Here is a 19,084-nt window from a genome sequence, read left to right on the forward strand (position 1 = left end):
GGGAGTGGGCGCTCTCCGACCTTACCGCGCACCGGTACGGCGCACCTCGGCGCGGGGCGGTGGGGGCACGGGGCCCGGGCGCCGCGGCCCGGGCTGGACACGTGTGCGTGCGGCTGCGCTGCGGCTCAGCCGCTGACGGCGACCTGCGGTTCGCCGGAGGCGACGCCGTCCTTCTCCATCTGCTCCGCGATCTTCATCGCCTCGTCGATGAGCGTCTCGACGATCTTCGACTCGGGGACGGTCTTGATGACCTCGCCCTTGACGAAGATCTGGCCCTTGCCGTTGCCGGAGGCGACGCCGAGGTCCGCCTCGCGGGCCTCGCCCGGCCCGTTGACGACGCATCCCATGACGGCGACCCGCAGCGGGACCTCCATGCCCTCCAGACCGGCGGTGACCTCGTCGGCCAGCTTGTAGACGTCCACCTGGGCACGGCCGCAGGAGGGGCAGGAGACGATCTCCAGTCGGCGCTGGCGCAGGCCGAGCGACTCCAGGATCGAGATGCCGACCTTGCACTCCTCGGCCGGGGGCGCGGAGAGCGAGACGCGGATGGTGTCGCCGATCCCCTCGGCCAGCAGGGCGCCGAAGGCGACGGACGACTTGATCGTGCCCTGGAAGGCGGGGCCGGCCTCGGTGACGCCGAGGTGGAGGGGGTAGTCGCACTGCGCCGCGAGCTGCCGGTAGGCATTGATCATGACGACCGGGTCGTTGTGCTTGACCGAGATCTTGATGTCGCGGAAGCCGTGCTCCTCGAAGAGGGAGCACTCCCACAGCGCGGACTCGACGAGCGCCTCCGGGGTGGCCTTGCCGTACTTCTGAAGCAGCCGCTTGTCGAGCGAGCCCGCGTTGACGCCGATGCGGATGGGGATTCCGGCGGCGGAGGCGGCCTGCGCGATCTCCCTGACCTTGTCGTCGAACTGCTTGATGTTGCCCGGGTTGACGCGGACCGCGGCGCAGCCCGCGTCGATCGCGGCGAAGACGTACTTCGGCTGGAAGTGGATGTCGGCGATCACGGGGATCTGCGACTTGCTCGCGATCGTGGACAGCGCGTCGGCGTCCTCCTGCGTGGGGCAGGCCACGCGCACGATCTGGCAGCCGGACGCCGTCAGTTCGGCGATCTGCTGGAGCGTGGAGCCGATGTCGGCCGTGCGGGTCGTGGTCATCGACTGGACGGACACGGGGGCGTCACCGCCGACCGCCACCGGGCCCACATGGATCTTCCGGCTCTTGCGGCGGTCCGTGAGCTTGGTCGGTACGTCCGGCATTCCGAGCGAAATCGCTGTCGCTGTCATCAGGCGTGCAACCCCAAGGTGTGAATCGAGAAGTCCCGAGAGATCGACGGGCTCCAGCCCCTGAGATTACGGCACCGCCACCCGTACGAGCACATCCCTCTCCCGATATCGGACCAAGGCGTACATACAGGGACAAAACCCGCCCGGATGGCACGTCACGGCACCTTCCGGCCCCCGCGGGCCGAGCCGCGCTATCCGGCGAGTCTGACGGGGTTGACCACGTCCGCGACCAGCACCAGCAGCGTGAAGCAGATGAATATCCCGGCGACGACGTACGCGACGGGCATCAGCTTCGCCACGTCGAACGGGCCGGGGTCGGGTCGCCGGAAGACCCTCGCGAAGGCCCGCCGCACCGACTCCCACAGGGCGCCCGCGATGTGGCCTCCGTCCAGGGGCAGCAGCGGCAGCATGTTGAACAGGAACAGCGACAGGTTGAAGCCCGCGACCAGGAAGAGCATCGTCGCCACCCGCTGCGTCGGCGGGATGTCGAGCGAGAAGACCTCGCCGCCGACCCGGGCCGCGCCCACGACGCCCATCGGGGAGTCCTGCTTGCGCTCGCCGCCGTCGAACGCGGCGTTCCACAGATCGGGGACCTTCGACGGGAGCGCGACGAGCGCCTGGACGCCCGAGGCCATCATGTCGCCCATCCGGTCCACGGACTGCGGGAAGGTCTGCTGCACCACGCCGCTGGCCGGAGTGAAGCCGAGGAAGCCGGCCGTGACGTACTCGCCCTCGACATAGCCGCCGCGGCCGTCGGACTTGGCGACCTTGTTCGGGATCAGGTCGGCCTGGAGCGTCTTGCGCTCCCCGTCGCGCTGGACGGTGATGGTGGCGGGCCCGGTGGTGTCCCGGATCGCCTGCTGGAGGTTGCCCCATTCGGCGACGCGTGCGCCGTCGAAGGCCACGATCTTGTCGCCCGGCAGCAGGCCGGCGGCCTTGGCCGGTGAGTCCTTCGCCCCGGACGGGCACTTGTCGGTCTTCGCCGACGCCGGGATGACGCACTTGGACACGGAGGAGACCGTCGTGGTCTGGGTGTTGATGCCGAAGGACATCAGCACGACGAGGAAGATCACGACGGCCAGGATCAGGTTCATGAACGGGCCGGCGAACATCACGATGACGCGCTTCCAGGGCGCCCGCGTGTAGAACAGCCGCTTCTCGTCGCCCGGCTTCAGCTCCTCGAAGGCCGCGGCCCGCGCGTCCTCGATCATGCCGCGGAACGGAGAGGTCGACCGCTTGCGCAGCGTCCCGTCCTCGCCCGGCGGGAACATGCCGATCATGCGGATGTAGCCGCCGAGGGGCACCGCCTTGACGCCGTACTCCGTCTCGCCCCTGTGGCGGGAGAAGATCGTCGGCCCGAAGCCCACCATGTACTGCGGCACGCGGATGCCGAACATCTTCGCCGTCGACAGGTGCCCCAACTCGTGCCAGGCGATGGAGAAGAGCAGACCGACGATGAAGACGACTATGCCGAGAATCGTCATGAGGGTCGTCATGCGCGGGCCTCCGCTGCTGCCGTCGCCAGTTCACGGGCGCGCTCTCGCGCCCAGGTCTCCGCGTCGAGGACATCGTCGAGCGTCAGCGCCGCCGCGCGGGGCGTCCCGTGCTCCTCGACCACAGCCGCAACCGTATCCACGATGCCGGGGAACGGCAGCCTTCCGCTCAAGAACGCCTCCACGCACTCCTCGTTCGCCGCGTTGTAGACGGCGGGCGCCGTGCCTCCCGAGCGCCCCACCTCGAAGGCGAGCGGCACCGCCGGGAACGCGTCGGCGTCCAGCGGGAAGAAGTCCCAGGACATCGCCCGCGACCAGTCGAAGACCGGACCGGCGTCCGGCACCCGCTCGGGCCATCCGATCCCCAGCGCGATCGGGAGCCGCATGTCCGGGGGGCCGCACTGGGCGAGGGTCGAGCCGTCGGCGAACTCCACCATCGAGTGCACCGCCGACTGCGGGTGCACGACGACCTCGATCCGGTCGAAGGGCAGGCCGTAGAGCAGATGGGCCTCGATGACCTCCAGCCCCTTGTTGACGAGCGTCGCCGAGTTGACGGTGATCACCGGGCCCATGTCCCACGTGGGGTGGGCGAGGGCCTCCTTGGGCGTGACGTCGGCGAGTGCCGCCTTCGTACGTCCGCGGAACGGGCCGCCCGAGGCGGTGACCAGCAGCTTGCGCACTTCGGCGTGCGTGCCGGACATCAGGGCCTGGAAGAGCGCCGAGTGCTCGGAGTCGACGGGCACGATCTGGCCGGGTGCCGCCAGCGCCCGCACCAGGGGGCCGCCGACGATCAGCGACTCCTTGTTCGCGAGGGCCAGCATCCGTCCCGCCTCCAGGGCGGCGAGGGTCGGCGCCAGTCCGATGGAGCCCGTGATGCCGTTGAGCACCGTGTGGCACTCGCTCGCCGCCAGCTCGGTGGCCGCGTCCGGCCCGGCGAGGACCTCGGGGACCGGCTCCCCCGGCCCGTACTCGGCGCGCAGCGCCTGCCGCATCTGCCCGACCTTGTCCTCACGGGAGATCGCGACGGTCCGCACCTGGAGCCGGTGTGCCTGCCCGGCCAGCAGCTCCAGCCTGCTGCCCGCGGCCGAGAGGCCGGTGACGCGGAAGCGGCCGGGATTCGCCAGTACGACGTCGACCGCCTGGGTGCCGATGGAGCCGGTCGATCCGAGGATGACGATGTCGCGCGGTCCGTCCGGCACGCTCGGCGGTCCGGAGGGCCGCAGGTGCGGGTCAGCGAGGGGTTCGGTCATGGACCCATTCTGACGGCTGATCGGGCCGCCGGGTTCACCGCCTTCCGTGAGGATGCGGTGCCGACCGGGCGAACGGCGCGGGTCGATGCGTGCGGAGCGTCCGCGGACGCCGCGGGCGCCGCGAGCGCCCGGCGCGCGATGCCGCGCCGGGCGCCCACCCCCTCCCGCGGCGGTCGGACGTGCCGTCCACCGCCGTCAGTTGATGCGCCTGTGCACGTTCTTCTTCTTCGACGGGCCGGGAACCGCCTCCGAGATCCACGGGCCGTCGGACGAGGAGTCGATGACGCCGTCCTCCAGCCACGTGTAGGCGCCGTCGAGGATGCCGTTGACGACCTTGCGGTCCAGGTCGTCCGTGTTGTGCCACAGCCGCCCGAAGAGCTCCTCGACGCGCACCCTCGCCTGGCGGCAGAAGACGTCGGCCAGCTGGTACGGCGCCCTGCCGTCGGGCCCGCTGCTGAGGGCGTCGCGCCGCAGCTTCTCCGCCCGTACGCACGCGGCGCTCATCGCGAACAGCTCGGCGCCGATGTCCACGATGCGCCCGAGGAAGCCCTGCTTGGTCTCCATGCGGCCCTGCCAGCGCGACATGGCGTAGAACGTGGAGCGGGCCAGCTTGCGCGAGGTGCGCTCCACGTAGCGCAGATGCACCGCGAGTTCGCCGAAGTCGGGGTAGGTGCCCGGCAACTGGCCCGGGCCCGCGACGAGTTTGGGCAGCCAGCGTGCGTAGAAGCCGCCGGCCGCCATCGCGGCGCGGCCCTTGTCGGAGAGCGTCTTGTCCGGGTCGATCAGGTCGCCGGCCACGGCCAGGTGGGCGTCGACGGCCTCGCGCGCGATGAGGAGATGCATGATCTCCGTCGAGCCCTCGAAGATCCGGTTGATGCGCAGATCGCGCAGCAGCTGCTCCGCCGGTACGCCGCGCTCGCCGCGCGCCGCGAGCGACTCGGCCGTCTCGAAGCCCCGCCCGCCGCGGATCTGGACGAGTTCGTCGGCCATCAGCCACGCCATCTCGCTGCCGTACAGCTTGGCCAGCGCGGCCTCGATGCGGATGTCGTTGCGCTCCTCGTCGGCCATCTGGCTGGAGAGGTCGAGCACCGCCTCCAGCGCGAACGTCGTCGCGGCGATGAACGACATCTTGCTGCCGACGGCCTCGTGCCTGGCGACCGGACGGCCCCACTGGACGCGCGCCTCGCCCCACTCGCGCGCCACCTTCAGGCACCACTTGCCCGCGCCGACGCAGGTGGCCGGAAGGGAGAGCCGCCCGGTGTTGAGGGTGGTGAGGGCGATCTTGAGGCCTTCGCCCTCCTTGCCGATGCGGTTGGCCGCCGGGACGCGCACCTGGTGGAGGCGCGTGACGCCGTTCTCCAGGCCGCGCAGGCCCATGAAGCTGTTGCGGTTCTCGACCGTGATGCCCTCGGAGCCGCCCTCGACGACGAAGGCCGTGATGCCGCCCCGGTGGCCCTCCGACTTCGGCACCCGGGCCATGACGACGAGGAGGTCGGCGACGACGCCGTTCGTCGTCCAGAGCTTGACGCCGTCGAGGACGTAGTCGTCGCCGTCGGGTACGGCGGTCGTCGCCAGCCGCGCCGGGTCCGAGCCGACGTCCGGCTCCGTGAGCAGGAACGCGGAGATGTCCGTACGGGCGCAGCGCGGCAGGAAGGCGTCCTTCTGCTCCTGCGTCCCGAACATCTTCAGCGGCTGCGGCACCCCGATCGACTGGTGCGCGGAGAGCAGCGCGCCGACGGCCGGGTTGGCGGTGCTGACCATGGCCAGCGCCTTGTTGTAGTAGACCTGCGTGAGGCCGAGGCCGCCGTATTCGGGGCCGACCTTCATGCCGAACGCGCCGATGTCCTTGAGCCCGGCGACGACCTCGTCGGGGATGCGGTCCTCGCGTTCGATGCGGGCGCCGTCGATCGTCGTCTCGCAGAAGTCGCGCAGCTTCGTGAGGAACTCCTCGCCGCGCCGCACGTCCTCGGCGGGCGGTTCCGGATGGGGGTGGATCAGGTCCAGCCGGAAGCGGCCCAGGAACATCTCCTTGGCGAAGCTCGGCTTGCGCCAGTCCTGTTCGCGTGCGGCCTCGGCTACTTCTCGGGCTTCGCGCTCGGAGACAGTCATCTCACTCATCTCGCCGCGTGGTAGGGACAGGGAACGCCGTGCGGCGCCGTCTGACGCCGCGCACTACCGGCCGGTGCTACTCGCTCGTATGTACCCGATTCATCCGGTGCGTACCAGACTCCCCGCACGCGGTGTCCGGCATGCGCCGACTCTCGGCCTGCACACGGCCGTTCGCGGCCGCGGAGCCGCGCGCCGGCGGCGCCGGTGCGCGCGGCCGGATGCCCACCCCCGTGGGGCACCCGGAGCGCGGCCCCGGGTCCGCGGCGTCAGCGGCGCCCGCCGCCCCCGGTGAAGAGTCCGTGGAAGCCGAACGGGATGGCGTGCGGCACGTGCGAGCGCGCCAGCACGCCGAACGTACGGGCGTCCAGGGCCAGCAGGAAGGACGAGCCGGCCGCCGAGTCGAGGACGACGGACAGCACCACGCCCTCGTCCTCCTCCGCGGCGTCCGGCGCCGCGACGAAGACCGGCTCCCCCGGATAGCAGCCGTCCTCCGCCCACGTGCGCACCGCTCGCGTGCGGGTGTCGAGCTTGACGAGCTGATCGGGGAACCCCGCGTCGCGCCCGTCGCGCAGGCCGACTCCGTAGGCGAAGCGGTACGGGCGGCCGTTGCATCGCTCGTAGTCGATGCGCGGCAGCTCCATGGCCGCGTCGGAGAGCACTTCCCGCTCCACGCCGCCGCCGGAGAGATCGATCCGGTAGCGGACGGGCCGTGCGTACGGCGGCCCGGACCCGGCACGCAGCCTGTCCAGGTAGAGGGCGTCGATGATCGAGGCGTCGTCGTACGCGCAGAGGTCGACGACGAGTTCCTGACCGTCCTCGCCGTCTGTCCCGTCTCCCCCGTCGTCCCACGCGTTGATGTGGTGGAAGGCGAAGAACGCCTCCGTCTCGTACACCCCGCGGACGCCGCCCTCCCGGCGGTCGAAGACGATGAAGCGGGCGCCGCGCTCTGGCTGCCAGCGGTAGTTCTCGATGAACGGGCGCCCGCTCAGCAGCAGGCTCAGCGGGTTCACCACGATCGGGAACTCGGCCAGCACCACGTACCGTTCGCTGACGCCGAAGCTGTGCATGTACCCGGGACGCTCGACCGGGTGGCGGCCGAGCAGTTCGCGTGCCGTGCCCGGCTGCCTCTGGCGGTAGACGCGGTACTCGCTGTGCCGGGCGAAGCGCGTCATCTGGTTGAGCAGGTCGCCGCTGACCGGGTCCTGGTGGGGGTGGGCGGTGGCGGTCTGTCCCGCCAGCGAGTCGTCGTAGGTCACCGCGCCGACGGTCGCGAGGGTCTCCGGATCGAACTCGACCGGCAGCGGCGTCTCGGTCAGTGCCACGTATCGCTCGCCCATGCGCGCGACGCTGACGTTCGGGTTCTGCACGCTCGGGCCGCCGCCGGCGAAGCGCGTGAAGACGCGGGCGAAGAGCGAACGGCACGGGTCGGTGGCGAACTCGGGGAAGCCGATGCGCCCCGACTCCCGCACGGCGCGGCTGCTCGGGGTGTCGACGAAGCGGTTCGCGTACGAGACGCGGCCGTCGGCGACCGCGAAGCGGTGCAGCATCGCCTGGCCGTCGAACCAGTGCCGGAACGCCGCGTCCCCCGCCTCGAACTTCGCAGGGCCGTTGCGCAGCAGCGTGCCGTTCAGCCAGCCGGGCAGTTCCCCCTTCACCGGGAGGTCCTCGACCGACACCTCGTCGTCGAGACTGCGGAACCCCGCCGCGAAGCCCTCGGACGTCCCCGTGTTCATTCCGCACCTCCGACATGACACTGTGGACTGTCGTATTCGATGAGACCACCGTCCACAGTGGAACGTCAAGGGGAAACGAGTAAGGGGAACGGGTATGGCCGCCGATCTCAATCCGACCGCCGCGGCGCTGCTCGGCTTTCTGCACGACGGGGAGGCGAGCGGGTACGAACTGGTGCGCACGGCAACCGAGTTGATCGGCGACTTCTGGACCCTGACCCGCAGCCAGGTCTACCGGGAGCTGAGCGCGCTGGCCGACCGCGGTCTCGTACGGGCGGAGCCCGTCGGGCCCAGGTCCCGGCAGCCGTACCGGCTGACCGACGCCGGCCGCGCGGCCTTCGCCGAGTGGCTGGCCCGGCCGCCCGGAGGAGAGCAGATCCGCTACCCGCTGCTGCTCACCATGGCGTTCGGCTCGATGCTCGAACGGGAGCGCCTGCTGGAGTTCGTCGCGGAGCACCGCGCGGTCCACGAGTCCAGGCTCCGGCGCTACCGGGAGACCTGCGAGGCGGACGGCCTCGACCCGTACGAGAAGGCCACGCTCGCCTTTGGGCTGCGCTACGAACAGGCCGTGCTGGACTGGATGGACGAGCTGCCGTCGATCCTCTCCGGCGGGCGCGGCCCGGACGGATGACCGCCCGCGGCGGGGTTCGCGGAGCGGCTCAGGGCACCACGCGGAAGTGCGTCGTCAGGCGCCCCTCGTCGTCGTGGACGTGGAACGCGAGCATCGGCGGCAGGGCGTAGTCGAGCGGCCCGTCCTGCTCGCCCTCCCACGGCATCCGCAGTGTCGACACGACGCCGGGCGCGGCGACCAGCGGCCGCCCGGCGAACGTCGTGACGGCCGGGGTGTGGCTGTGCCCGCACAGCAGTCCGGCCACATGCGGGTGGCGTTCGACGACGACGGCGAGGCGGTCGCCGCCGAACTGCCGGATCGGGTCGACGTACTGGCCGTGCAGCGGCAGCGGCGGGTGGTGGAAGCAGACGAACGCCGGCCTGTCGTGCGGCGCCTCGGCGAGGGCGCCGTCGAGCCAGGCGAGCGTGGCGTCGTCGAGATAGCCGTCGCCGCGGCCCGGGATGCTGCTGTCGCACATCGCGAAGACGGCACCAGGCAGTACGTGCAGCTGATTGACCGGTGAGGAGTCGGCGGGGTCGCCGCCGAGCAGGGCGGCGCGGTAGGGGCCGCGTGCGTCGTGGTTGCCGGGGCAGTGCAGCGGCGTGTGCCGGGAGCCGTCGAGCGCCTTCGTGACCTGCTCGTACTCCTCGGGTGCGCCGTGGTCGGCGACGTCGCCGGTGAGGACCACGGCGTCCAGCTCGCCGGGCAGGCCGTCGAGGTAGCGCAGGACTCGTTCGGTGCGTTCGAGTGCGCGCAGGCCGCCGTCCTGCCGGTCCTGGCCGATGTGTATGTCGCTGATGTGCGCGAAGACGAACATTCCTCACCCTTTCCAGTCGGCCGCGAAGGCGCGTGCGGGGTTGTGGACGAAAAGCCGCTGCGCGAACTCCGTGCCCAACTCGCGGGCGAGGCGCGGCAGCAGCGTGCGGGGCAGATACGCCATGCCCGGTGCGCCGCGCGCCGCCGCGGTCGTGGTGTCGCCGCCGAGCATGACGCGGTCCCCGTGACCGTGTTCGGCGAGCGCCGCGAGGCAGTCGGACAGCCGCCAGTCCGTCGCGTGGTGCGCGCGCGAGGGGCCGTCGAAGACGAGCCACGCGCCGCGGCTCGCGAGCTCCCTGTGCAGCCGGACGTCGGGGCAGCGGCCCACGTGTCCGAGCAGCACCCGGTGAGGGGGCACCGCTCGCTCCTCGCAGAGCAGATCGAGGACTTCGGGGCCCGCGGTCCCGCCCTCCAGATGCACGGCGACGGGGGCGTCCGTGGCGTGGTGGGCCTCCGCCGCGGCGTGGAGCGTACGGCGTGCGTGCTCGTCGAGGCCGTGGAAGCCCCCGGCGACCTTGATCACTCCGGCGCGGGGCGCCTGGCCGCAGATGCTTCCCCGTACTCCGCGGGTCAGCTCCTCGGTGAAGAGCTCGGCGAGGCCCTCCGCGGTGTTCTGCCGTCCGGGGATCACCGGGCCGGCGCGGTGGTGCGCCGCCTGGTGCACCCCGGTCGCGGCGATCAGATGCGTACCGGTGCGGCGGGCCAGCTCCGCGAGCGCGCCCGTGCGCCGTCCCATGCCGTGGGGAGTCCACTGCACGACGGCCCGGCCCCCGGCCCCGGCGAAGGCCCGCAGTTCCGCCTCGGCGGCGTCCAGGTCGTCGAGCTCCTGGCCGGGCGACTGCGGGCTCTGGAGGAAGAGATGGTCGTGCGCGTCGCACAGACCGAGGTCGCCGCCGTCGATGTCGCCGAGCACGGTACGGACGGCGGTGCCCCGCCCCGGACCGGCCGTCCCAGCGGGTCCGCTCATGGGCCCCTCCCTCGGTCGCATCGGGAACGTCGTACCGGTAGGGACATGGTGCACCGCGGGACGTGCGGCGGGGGACGTGCGCCGCGGGACGTGCGCCGCGCGCGAGGGCGGACAGACGCGCGGGCGGATGCATGGGCATGGGCAGGCGCCGGGGCGCGCGAGTGCGCCCCGGCGCCTGCCCGTTGAGGCGTGAGCCGCGCGTGGCGGCAGCGTGAGTGCCGGCCTGCTCCCGGTCAGAGCTCCAGGCCCGTGAGCACCATCACGCGCTCGTACGTGTAGTCCTCCATCGCGAAGCGGACGCCCTCACGGCCCACGCCCGACTGCTTCGCGCCGCCGTACGGCATCTGGTCCGCGCGGTAGGACGGGACGTCGCCGACGATGACGCCGCCCATCTCCAGCGCGCGGTGCGCGCGGAACGCGGCCTGGATGTCGTGCGTGAACAGGCCTGCCTGGAGGCCGTACTTGGAGGAGTTGGCCGCGGCGAACGCCTCCTCCTCGCTGTCCACCTTCGTCAGCGACATGACCGGCCCGAAGACCTCCTCGCAGCCGATCTGGGTGTCCTCGGCGACGTTCTCCAGCACGGTCGGCGCGTACGTCGCGCCCTCGCGCTCGCCGCCCGTGAGCAGCTTCGCGCCGCGCGACACGGCCTCCTCGACCCAGGACTCGACGCGCTTGGCCGCGTCCTCGCTCACCAGCGGCCCGACATCGGTGGCCGGGTCGGACGGGTCGCCCGTGTTCAGGGCCTCGATCGCGGTGACGATCCGGGGCACGAGCCTGTCGTACACCGAGGCGTCGGCGATCACGCGCTGCACCGAGATGCAGGACTGGCCCGCCTGGTAATTGGAGAAGGTCGCGATGCGCTGCGCGGCCCAGTCGAGGTCCTCCTCGGAGGAGAAGTCGCCCAACACGATCGCCGCGCCGTTCCCGCCGAGTTCGAGCGTGACGCGCTTGCGCGGCGCGGAGTCGAGGATCGACCAGCCGACGGGCGCGGAGCCCGTGAAGGAGATGATCGGCAGCCGCTCGTCCTGGACCAGATCGGGCATCCGGTCGTTGGGGACGGGCAGCACGGACCACGAGCCGGCCGGCAGGTCCGTCTCCGCGAGCAGCTCGCCGATCAGCAGGCCCGACAGGGGTGTCGCCGGAGCCGGCTTGAGGATGATCGGGGTGCCCACGGCGAGCGCGGGCGCGACCTTGTGGGCGCACAGGTTGAGCGGGAAGTTGAAGGGCGCGATGCCGAGCACCGGACCGTACGGGAAGCGCCGGGTGTAGGCGAGGCGCCCCGTGCCGCCCGCGTCGGAGTCGAGGCGCTGCGCCTCGCCGCCGTTGAAGCGCCGGGCCTCGTCGGCGGCCCAGCGGAAGACGGAGACGCACCGGCCGACCTCGCCGCGCGCCCACTTCATGGGCTTGCCGTTCTCCGCCGAGATCAGGGTCGCGATCTCCTCGGCGCGCTCGCGGACGCGGGCCGTCACGTGGTCGAGCGCGGCGGCCCGTACGTGCGCGGGAGTCGCGGCGAACTCGTCCGCGACGGCGGCAGCGGCGGCCACGGCCTCCTCGACCTGGGCCGCCGAGGGAAGGCTGACGCTTCCGACGTGCCTGCCGTCCCAGGGCGAGGTGACATCGAGCGTGTCGTCGCCGGTGTCCTCACGGCCGGCGAGCCAGAACGCGTGCGGGGAAGTCGCTGTCGTCACTGCGGGGCCGCCCTTCCGGTGTGGTGGGTTTCGGGGAGTGTCGATGAGTCTGTGGAGCGCCGGGTCCGTGGAACGTCACGGACGGGATGCGGTGCGGCCGGTACGGGCAGCACCGGCCGGTTGTCCTCATCCGGCTGTCCTCTGCCAACGGTAGGGCCTGCGGAGACCGGTCTTTCTTGTCCGGCGCGTAGCACTCGCGGCTCGGCACAGTACGGATTGGCACGGACACCTGGCGTCGTTCACGGGCCCGCGCCCGGCGGGGCGCTCTCCGGCCTCAGCCCGTCGCCTTCAGCGCGAGCCACAGCTCCATGCGTACGTCCGGATCGTCGAGCGAGCGGCCCAGGATCTCCTCGACGCGGCGCATCCGGTAGCGCAGCGTGTGCCGGTGCACGCCCAGGTCCGCGGCGGCCGCGTCCCACTGGCCGTGCCGGGAGAGCCACGCGCGCAGCGACGCGACGAGGTCGCCCCTGCCGTTGGCGTCGTGCTCGCGGAGCGAGCGGAGCAGGCCGTCCGCGAAGGCACGTACGGCGTCGTCGGCGAGGAGGGGCAGCACGGAGCCGGCGGCCACGTCCTCGTGCTCGACCAGCGGTGTGCCGCGGCGCCGGGCCACCGACAGCGCCTGACCGGCCTGCTTGAACGCCACGGCGGCGGACGCCAGACCGGCCGGCGCGGAGACCCCGATGACGAGGGCGTCGTCCGGAAGCGACGCGGACTGGCGGACGCCGCCTGAGCCGGACGCCTCGACTGCCTCCGCGATGGCCGCGGCGTGCTGCGCACACGCTGCGGCGGCGGCACCGCCGTCGGAGGCGAGCACCACGAGACGGTCGCCGTCCGGCACGACGAGGACGGCCTCGCCGTTGCGTGCCGCGGCCGTCTCGACGAGGTCGGCGAGCTGTTCGAGGGGCCCGGGAAGATCCTCGACGAGCCCCTCGGGAGCGGGCAGGGACATGGTCGAGCCGTCGGTGACGGTCACGACCGGGAGGTTGGCGCCCGCGGTGACCACGGGAGGTCCTGCGAGGGGTCCTGCGCCCCCTGCCGTGTCAGGCCCGGTGCCCGGTCCGGTGCCTCCCCCAGATCTTCCGGCCTGGGGGTGCCCCCAGCCTCCGGGCGCCGGGCCCTTCCCGTTCACCGCCGGCTGGCCGTTCGGCGCGCTGCCGCGCACGCGTGACGCCGGGCCCCCGGCCGGCTCCGCCACGAGCACACGCATCGGAGCGTCCAGCAGCCCGCCGTACAGACCGCCGGCGACGGCGCGGGCGTGGTCGGGCTCGCCGGAGAGCAGCATCCTCATCACCGCGGCGCCCAGGCGCTGTTCGGCCTCCTGCAACGCGCGCGACCGCTCCATCGTCAGGGTCAGCAGGGCGATCGCGGAGTGCACCGCGTAGCGCTCCGCGGTGCCGAGAGGGGCCGCCGTGCCGACGGCGAGCACCGCCTTCGCGCGGCGGCCGCTGCCGACCGACTGCAACTCGACGCGGTCGTCGCCGGCCTCCGAACCGCTGACGACCGCGCTCGCCGGAGCCGGCCTGTCGCGGAGCCGTTCGGCGTCGGCGCGGAAGCGGGCGGCCCGGCGCACGGCCCATGCCGGCGCGGTGGCGACCATGGCACCGGAGGCGTCGTACAGCGCGGCCCAACCGGCCACCTCCGAGGCGAGTTTGGTGAGCAGCGCCGAGGGGCCCTCCTGCGACAGGGCCGCGCGCGTCATCTCGCGCTGCGCCTCGAACCCGGCCGTGACGGCCCGGTACTGCTCGGCCGCTATCGCGGCGGAGACCGCCTTGCTGATCGCGATGAACGGTGTACGGCGCGGGACTTCGAGGAGCGGCAAGTCGACCTCGCGGCACGCCTCGACGAGCGCCTCCGGCACCTTCTCGTAGTTGACCCCCGCCGCGAAGCCGAGGCCGACCACGCCCTTTTCGGTCAGGCGCCGTACGTAGGCGCGCATGGCCTCCGGGTCCTCGGCGTCCAGCTTCAGGGCCGTGACGAGGAGGAGTTCACCGCCGTCCAGATACGGAGTCGGGTCCGCCAGCTCGCTCGCGTGCGCCCAGCGCACGTCCGTGTCCAGCCTGTCCTGCCCGGTGAGTACGGCCAGCCGGAGCGCGGAGTGCTGTACGAGCGAGGCGAGAGTCGGAGCCATAACAAGCCTCACCGTACAGGCGCCCGTCTCATTTCGGTCATTCCCGAACTCACTCCCCCAGCTCCGCCAGGATCGGCGGCGTGCGCTCTCCACGGACAGTCGTCAGCGACAACACCGCGTGCCCGGGCGGGAGATCGTTCGCCAGATCGGAGGCGGACCAGCGCTCGCGCTGGACGCGGCGTACGGTCACGGAGCGGGTGGTGGCCCGTACTCCGGTGAACAGGGTGCGGATGCCGCGCACCCAGCGGGTGAGAAGGCCGCCGTGGAAGTCCGGTGCGTGCGTGACGTCCTCGGTCTGCACCCACTCCCGGCCCCAGGCCTGTGCGAAGACCTCGCCGTCCCAGGTGTTGACCCCGGAGAGAACCACGCGGCAGCCGACCGCCCCGAGAGCGGCGGACCGCAGATGCTCGGGCACGTCGGCGAGGGAACGCAGCCCCAGTACGACACCGGCGTTCGCCGTGCGGAGCCGCTGTATCTCGCGTACGGAGGCAGGGGTGAGGGTGTGCGTGGCGTCGTCCAGGACCAGGCAGGCGAAGCGGGAACTGTCGGCGCGCGCGACCGCGCAGGCCGAGAACTGCGCGAGCAGCAGGCGGCTCAGCAGCCTGGACGCCTCCGCGTGCCCCCTCTCGGGGAGATCGATGCGGACGCGGACCGCGTGTTCGAGCGCCCGCATCGAGAACGGACGGGCGTCGGCGGCCGTGTCGAAGAAGCCGGCGAAGGCGGGACGGTCCAGGACGGCGACGCGATCGGCGAGAAGGCGTCCGGGATCGTCCTCGCGGCTCGACTGCCGTTCCCGCGCGTCCAGTTCGCGCAGTGCGGTGCCCGCCGTGTGCGGGCCCGCCTCCTTGCACGCCTCGCGCAGCGCGGCGAGCGCCACGGGCACACCGTCGAGCAGTTCGCGGAGCGCGGGGACGGACGGGAAGCGTCCGTGGGCTGCGCGGTAGGGACCGATGAGCTGGGCCAGCACCGTGGCCGCGCGGCGGGGATCGGCCTGGGGGTCGTCGCCGACCAGGGCCTCGGCCAGGACGGCGGCGGCCTCGTCGGGGTCGGTGGTGCCGCTGTAGAGATCCAGGTCGTGAGCGGAGTCCGGGCTCCCCAGCTTGATCACCACGTCGAAGGCCGACTCCGGTCCGAGCCCCGCTCCGGGCGGCCCGACCGCGACCACGGCGGTGCGTCCGACGAGCGCTTGGAGTGCGAGGGTCTCCACCACGGGGCGCGCGACCTTGCTGGTCTTCCCCGCGGCAGAGGGGCCCACGACGAGCAGCGACGTACTGAGAAGCTCCGGCGCGAGGGCGAGGGCGGTCCCGCGGTAGCGGTACGGGTTCCGCTCGACGTCCGGTGCGGAGCCCAACCGCACCTGGCCGGTGAGGAGATCGTGCCGCGCCGTCCGGGCCGGGAGGTCACGGGCGCCCGAGGGGTGGGCGAAAGCGGCTGCCGCGCGGTCGAGGACCTCTGCCGTGAACGAAGGACGCCGGGCGGGCTGGGCGCGCACGGCCTGCCATTCCTTCGAGATCCGCGCGTAGTCGACGTCGTTCATGCGGCCGGAGCTCACCTCGGCAGCGAGCGCGTCCGCGGCGGCGTGCTCGCCGGCGTCCCGGACCTCGGGCCAGGAGACGGGGTCGCCGGAACCGGCCGCATCGGCCTTCTCCGCAACAACCCGCCTGTTCGCGAGGTCTGCCGCCCGTGCCCCGGGCCGCGTGCCGGAGCGCCCGCCGACGTAGCGTCGCCAGACCTCCGGCCACCTGCCGGCACGACCGGCGATGTAGAGGAGCGGGGTGAGGACGATCCCGTACACGATCACGTAGTTGAAGAAGAACGCCCCGAGCGCGGACTCGGACTCTCCGCCCCACGCCCACGACTCCGGGAAGACTCCGTAGATCCAGTCGAAGACCGGGGGGTACTTGTTGGCGAACATCGACCACACGAAGACCGCCACCAGCAGGGCGAGAAGCGCTCCGCCCAGCAGCTGCCGGTCGCCGACGCGGTCCGGGTCCTCAGGCGGCCGCACCTTGTGGCCGTACCGCCAGATCCCCGGCTCGGCCTCGGGCCGGGGCATGCGCAGCCAGTCGGCGAGCCGGGAGTCCGGACCCGGTGCGTGCGAGGGCTCCGGTGGTACGGCGCTGCGCGGTGCCTGCGCGGGCTTGCGGGATCCGCCCTGCGAACGCGGCGGCGCCTGCTCCACGGGAGGCGGGCCGGAGATCCGCCGGTCCTGCGCGCTCCCCTGCACGGGCAGCCCCCCGCCCTGCTCCCCCGGCGACCCCTGTGCGCTGTCCGCGCTCTGCCCCCGGCGCGGAGACTCCATGTCCATTCGCTGCCTCTACCCTTGCCCGGCCCGTACGCCCCCGGCCATCGGCCGCGGGCGCGCTCGCTCTGCGTTCCAGCTCCCGGTCCCAATCTAGCCGCCGGGGGAGGGAGTTGGCCCATGGAGCGCGATCGGGAGGGCACCTTGAGGGCGCCGCGGTGCCGTGCACGCGGCACCCTCGCGAGGCCCTCTCGTGCCTATAGCCTTGGCGGCCAACACGACACGGGGACTTCTCCGCACCGGTGCATGTCCCGCCCTCCCCCAGGCCTCTAGCCTGCGAGGGACGTGCAGACCCCCTTCGTCCTGAGAGAGAGCGCTATGAGCACGATGACGGAACTGTCCGGTGGCCCTGCCCTCCCCCAGGAGCGCCGCGTCGTCACGTCCGTCCCGGGGCCGAAGTCCCAGGAGCTGATGGCCCGCAAGAAGGCCGCGGTCGCCGACGGCATCGGCACCGTGATGCCCGTGTTCGCCAAGCGCGCGGGCGGCGGCGTCCTCGAGGACGTCGACGGCAACTCCTTCATCGACTTCGGCTCCGGCATCGCCGTGACGGGCGTGGGCAACAGCGCCGACGCGGTGGTGCGCCGGGCGTCCGCGCAGCTCGCCCAGTACACGCACACCTGCGTGATGGTGACGCCGTACGAGCCCTACGTCGAGGTCTGCGAGGAGCTCGCGCGGCTCACGCCCGGCGACCACGACAAGAAGAGCGCGCTCTTCAACTCCGGGGCCGAGGCCGTGGAGAACGCCGTGAAGATCGCGCGTGCGTACACCCGCCGCCAGGCCGTCGTCGTCTTCGACCACGGCTACCACGGCCGTACGAACCTCACGATGGCGCTGACGTCGAAGAACATGCCGTACAAGCACAGCTTCGGCCCGTTCGCCCCCGAGGTGTACCGGGTGCCCGTCGCCTATCCCTTCCGCTGGCTGACCGGCCCCGACAACTGCGCCGAGGAGGCCGCGGCCCAGGCCATCGACCAGATCAGCAAGCAGGTCGGCGCGGAGAACGTGGCGGCGATCCTGATCGAGCCGGTGCTCGGCGAGGGCGGATTCATCGAGCCCGCCAAGGGCTTCCTGCCGCGCCTCGCGCAGTTCGCGAAGGAGAACGGCATCGTCTTCGTCGCGGACGAGATCCAGTCCGGCTTCTGCCGTACGGGCCAGTGGTTCGCGTGCGAGGACGAGGGCATCGTCCCGGACCTGATCACGACCGCGAAGGGCATCGCCGGCGGCATGCCGCTGGCCGCCGTCACCGGCCGCGCCGACATCATGGACGCCCCGCACGTGGGCGGCCTCGGCGGCACCTACGGCGGCAACCCCGTGGCCTGCGCCGCCGCGCTCGGCTCCATCGAGACGATGCGCGAGCTGGACCTGCCCGCCAGGGCGAAGCGCATCGAGGAGATCATGAAGCCGCGGCTGCGGAAGCTGGCGGAGCAGTACGACGTCATCGGCGACGTTCGCGGGCGCGGCGCCATGCTGGCGATCGAGCTCGTCAAGCCCGGCGGCAAGGAGCCGGACCCGCAGACCACCGCGGCCCTCGCCAAGGCGTGCCACGAGAACGGTCTGCTGGTGCTGACCACCGGCACGTACGGCAACGTGATGCGCTTCCTGCCCCCCATGGTGATCGGCGAGGACCTGCTGGACGAGGGCCTGGACGTGCTGGAAGGCGCCCTCGCCGGACTGTGAAGCGCCGTGCGGAAACCGTTGAGCGTGAAGAATGTGTGGGAGGCCGATGGCCGGTACGTAATCCGGCTGTCCGGCCCTCCTGACCTGCCGTACGGTTTCAGTAATCGGGTACTTCGGAACTCCACTCCGGACTCCCGGCCCGAGCCCGTCTCTCCCCAAGACAGGCCCGGTCGTGCCCTGGCGCACGCTCCTCACCGATCGGGGGACCGCCCGCTCCACACCCCCCGGGGCTCGCGGAATGCCGGTCGATACGGCCGCTCCGGAACTCTCCCCCCTGTTCCGGGGCGGTCGGCCTTTCATCTGACTCTCTGCGCGCTGTGCTGCGCGGTGTTCGCGCTCGTCACCTGGCAGGTCGCCGTCGACGGGCCGCTCGTACGGATCGACATGTGGCTCGGCGGCTGGATGCAGCGCGCCTCCCCGCCGGACGCGGTCGCCGAGGCCTGCGCGGATCTGGGCAACCCGGCCGTCGGCGTGCCCGTGCTGGCCGCGGCCATGACGTACGCCGTCGTCACCGGAGGCCGGCGCCGCTGGCTGCCACCGCTGTGCGCGGCGCTGGCGCTGGCGGGAGCGGCCCTCGCCGTCACGCTCGTGAAGGTGTGGCTGGGCAGGCCCGGTCCGCCGGGCGGCACCAACTACTACCCGTCGGGCCACACCGCCACGGCCGCCGTCGCGTTCGGCGGTGCGGCGCTGCTGTTCTCCATGACGGTCGGACGGCGCCCGTACTGGCCGCTGCCGGCCACGGCCGCGCTGCTGACCGTGGCATGCAGCGCGGGCCTGCTGTGGCGGGGTTACCACTGGCCGCTGGACGTGCTGGCCAGCTGGTGCCTGAGCTGGGTGCTGCTCACGTCGGCGACCGCCGTCACACTGCGCGGGCTCCGCCAGCCGTCGCCTTCATCCTCGCCGTCGCCGCCGTCCTCTTCCTCGTCCTCGCCATAACGGACGTACGGGGCGGGGGCGTTGGAGCCGCCGCGGCGCAGACCGTACGCCGGGCCGGACTACCGCGGCCGCAAGGGGGCTGAGCGGCC

13 protein-coding genes are annotated in these 19,084 nt (G+C 72.4%); 3 read left to right on the top strand and 10 right to left on the bottom strand.

Going from position 1 to position 19,084, the window contains the following annotated elements; genetic code table 11:
- Positions 1-125 precede the first annotated feature (125 nt).
- The 5 genes from ispG to QQM67_RS25770 all read right to left on the bottom strand — a co-directional run bounded on the left by ispG (position 126) and on the right by QQM67_RS25770 (position 7,874).
- Positions 126-1,289 carry a flavodoxin-dependent (E)-4-hydroxy-3-methylbut-2-enyl-diphosphate synthase gene (ispG, locus tag QQM67_RS25750; protein ID WP_314176952.1) on the bottom strand — a complete coding sequence of 388 codons (1,164 nt, stop codon included), beginning with the start codon at positions 1,287-1,289 and terminating at the stop codon, positions 126-128.
- Positions 1,290-1,480: 191 nt separating this feature from the next.
- Positions 1,481-2,785, bottom strand: a complete 1,305-nt coding sequence (locus QQM67_RS25755) for a M50 family metallopeptidase (RefSeq protein ID WP_314176954.1) — start codon at positions 2,783-2,785, stop codon at positions 1,481-1,483.
- Positions 2,782-4,032 carry a 1-deoxy-D-xylulose-5-phosphate reductoisomerase gene (dxr, locus tag QQM67_RS25760; protein WP_314176956.1) on the bottom strand — a complete coding sequence of 417 codons (1,251 nt, stop codon included), beginning with the start codon at positions 4,030-4,032 and terminating at the stop codon, positions 2,782-2,784. The genes QQM67_RS25755 and dxr overlap by 4 nt, the downstream gene beginning before the upstream one ends.
- Before the next feature lie 195 nt (positions 4,033-4,227).
- The gene (locus QQM67_RS25765; protein ID WP_314177463.1) at positions 4,228-6,141 is read right to left on the bottom strand and encodes an acyl-CoA dehydrogenase family protein; all 1,914 of its coding nucleotides are present in this window, start codon (positions 6,139-6,141) and stop codon (positions 4,228-4,230) included.
- 266 nt (positions 6,142-6,407) lie between these two features.
- Positions 6,408-7,874 carry a carotenoid oxygenase family protein gene (locus tag QQM67_RS25770; protein ID WP_314176958.1) on the bottom strand — a complete coding sequence of 489 codons (1,467 nt, stop codon included), beginning with the start codon at positions 7,872-7,874 and terminating at the stop codon, positions 6,408-6,410.
- Positions 7,875-7,968: 94 nt separating this feature from the next.
- Here QQM67_RS25770 and QQM67_RS25775 point away from each other — a divergent pair, with 94 nt between their 5' ends.
- A complete protein-coding gene (locus QQM67_RS25775) occupies positions 7,969-8,502 on the top strand; it encodes a PadR family transcriptional regulator (protein ID WP_314176960.1) in 534 nt (177 codons plus the stop codon).
- A 28-nt stretch (positions 8,503-8,530) separates the two neighbouring features.
- On the opposite strand, the gene QQM67_RS25780 is transcribed toward QQM67_RS25775, so the two are convergent.
- The 5 genes from QQM67_RS25780 to QQM67_RS25800 form a co-directional block, all read right to left on the bottom strand.
- Entirely contained in the window at positions 8,531-9,298 is a 768-nt protein-coding gene (locus QQM67_RS25780) for a metallophosphoesterase (RefSeq protein ID WP_314176962.1), read from the bottom strand.
- Positions 9,299-9,301: 3 nt separating this feature from the next.
- A complete protein-coding gene (locus QQM67_RS25785; RefSeq protein WP_314176964.1) occupies positions 9,302-10,264 on the bottom strand; it encodes a phosphotriesterase family protein in 963 nt (320 codons plus the stop codon).
- Positions 10,265-10,497: 233 nt separating this feature from the next.
- Positions 10,498-11,952, bottom strand: coding sequence for an aldehyde dehydrogenase family protein (locus QQM67_RS25790; RefSeq protein ID WP_314176967.1), 1,455 nt, complete (start codon positions 11,950-11,952; stop codon positions 10,498-10,500).
- A gap of 274 nt (positions 11,953-12,226) precedes the next feature.
- Positions 12,227-14,080 carry a PucR family transcriptional regulator gene (locus QQM67_RS25795; RefSeq protein WP_314176969.1) on the bottom strand — a complete coding sequence of 618 codons (1,854 nt, stop codon included), beginning with the start codon at positions 14,078-14,080 and terminating at the stop codon, positions 12,227-12,229.
- Positions 14,081-14,129: 49 nt separating this feature from the next.
- On the bottom strand, positions 14,130-16,388 hold the full coding sequence (locus QQM67_RS25800) for an ATP-binding protein (protein WP_314176971.1): 2,259 nt from the start codon (positions 16,386-16,388) through the stop codon (positions 14,130-14,132).
- Positions 16,389-16,709: 321 nt separating this feature from the next.
- On the opposite strand from QQM67_RS25800, the gene gabT reads away from it, so the two are divergent.
- Both gabT and QQM67_RS25810 read left to right on the top strand, forming a co-directional pair.
- The gene (gene gabT / locus QQM67_RS25805; RefSeq protein ID WP_314177464.1) at positions 16,710-18,059 is read left to right on the top strand and encodes a 4-aminobutyrate--2-oxoglutarate transaminase; all 1,350 of its coding nucleotides are present in this window, start codon (positions 16,710-16,712) and stop codon (positions 18,057-18,059) included.
- 327 nt (positions 18,060-18,386) lie between these two features.
- Positions 18,387-18,995: a phosphatase PAP2 family protein gene (locus QQM67_RS25810; RefSeq protein WP_314176974.1), complete on the top strand. Its 609-nt coding sequence runs from the start codon at positions 18,387-18,389 to the stop codon at positions 18,993-18,995.
- The last annotated feature ends 89 nt before the right edge of the window (positions 18,996-19,084 follow it).

This window comes from Streptomyces winkii (assembly GCF_032248595.1).
In the GTDB taxonomy this organism is placed as follows: Bacteria; Actinomycetota; Actinomycetes; order Streptomycetales; family Streptomycetaceae; genus Streptomyces; species Streptomyces winkii.